General features: G+C 70.0%; 1 protein-coding gene and 1 pseudogene. Both read right to left on the bottom strand.

Translation table 11 applies throughout. The features are described 5' to 3' along the window. Positions 1-95: 95 nt before the first annotated feature. Positions 96-884, bottom strand: a pseudogene (locus ABT116_RS44660) (type ISP restriction/modification enzyme); the annotation flags it as partial. Then, on the bottom strand, positions 841-1,668 hold an 828-nt coding region (locus ABT116_RS44655; protein WP_502984062.1), incomplete at its 5' end, for an AMP-binding enzyme. The pseudogene ABT116_RS44660 and the gene ABT116_RS44655, both read right to left, overlap by 44 nt.

The raw sequence follows: 1,668 nt of genomic DNA, 5'->3' as shown, positions 1-1,668 counted from the left end.
CCTGACGGCGGTGCGCGAGGTATCCACCGCGGTCACTCTCTCCACTCTCACCACGGTGGCGGTGTTCGTGCCCATAGCCCTGGTCAGCGGCCTGGCTCCGGAGGCACCGGGGAGATACGGCCCTCGTCCAGGAACAGGGCCTCCTCGTCCCGGTCGTAGCGCAGCGCCACCGGCCGGGAGGGCAGCGGGGCACGGACGTAGGGGCGGCGCCCGCCGGGGAGCTTCGGGCGATCGCCGTCGCGGCGCATCAGCCACAGCAGCCGGTGGCCCAGCTCGAGGCCCCGTTCCCATGCCTCGGCGTCCCCGGTGAGCGGGACGGTGAGGTCCGGGCGGGCCGTGGCCGTGATCCAGGCGAGTACGTCCAGCGGCGCCGGGGTGCCGCCCAGGCGGGTGTCGAGGTGGTCCAGCAGGCCCGGGGCCAGATTCGGCTCGCGGCCGCCCGGGCGCCGGAACAGCGGGCGGATCCGGCCGGGGCGCACCAGCGGGAGCAGCGAGGTGACGAGCAGGGGCGGGTCGGCCTCGGGCGTCTCCACCACGAAGACCTGCCGTTCGTCCGCCACCCGCCACAGCTCCGGGCGAGCCGCGTCGATCAGCCGCTGGTCGGGGATGAGCCACTGCTCGTCGTAGGGCGCGAGCAGGACGCGCACCGGCTCCGGGCAGGGCCCCGAGGCGCGTACGAGTTTCTCCGTGCCGCTGCCGGCCCGGCCGGGCAACTGGCCGACCGCCGTGTGCAGCGTGCGCGAGCGGGTCGGCTCGAACAGGGACTCGCGGTCCGGCCCCTGGGCCTTCACCAGAGCGTCCCAGCGGGCCTCACAAACGCGCTGGACGGCTCCGGCCGGACTAGGAGGCTTGCTCGGCGAGAGTGGCCTTGGCCCAGCGGTAATCGGCCTTTCCGCTGGGAGAACGCCTGATCGACGGAACGTTCATGACGGTGCGCGGCACTTTGTACCGAGCGACCTGCGACGCGCAATGCTCACCGATCTCGGCAGCGTCCGGGACGTCGAAGCCTTCGCGGGTCGTGATGACCGCCGCGACGCGCTCACCGAACTTCGCATCCGGAATTCCCGCGACCAAAGCGTCGAGCACCGCCGGGTGACTCTTGAGCGCCTGCTCGACCTCTTCCGGATACACCTTCTCCCCGCCGGTGTTGATGCACTGAGAACCACGTCCCAGCAGGACGATCGAGCCGTCGGCTTCGACACGTCCGACGTCGCCGAGCACCGACATCCGCACCCCGTCGATCACCGGGAACGTAGCCGCCGTCTTGACCGGATCATTGAAGTAGCCGACCGGCACGTGACCACTGCGAGCGATGTACCCGGTCTCGGGAGATCCCGGCTCCAGCGGCCGCATCCTTTCGTCCACGACGCGGGTCTCGTCGCGAGCAGCGATGCGCATCAAACCGTCTTCGCCGATCTCGAGATTGCCGTCGACGCCCGACTCCGAGGAGCCGAATCCGTCGCGGATCACCAGGTTCGGGAGTATCGACTTGAGCTGCTCCCGCAGTGAGAGCGAGAACAAGGCTCCACCCGACGAGACCATTCCGACCGTGCTGAGGTCGTAATCTACTGCGTTTGCTGCCAATTCGTCTGCGAGCGGACGTGCCATCGCGTCTCCGACGACGGTGATGGAGACGGCCTTCTCACTCCCGGCGAGCTGCAGCGTCGC

The sequence above is a fragment of the Streptomyces sp. NPDC002130 genome, from assembly GCF_040296465.1.
In the GTDB taxonomy this organism is placed as follows: domain Bacteria; phylum Actinomycetota; class Actinomycetes; order Streptomycetales; family Streptomycetaceae; genus Streptomyces.
Note: the sequence above shows the minus strand (reverse complement) of the source record. Positions and strands in the feature narration are given on the sequence as shown.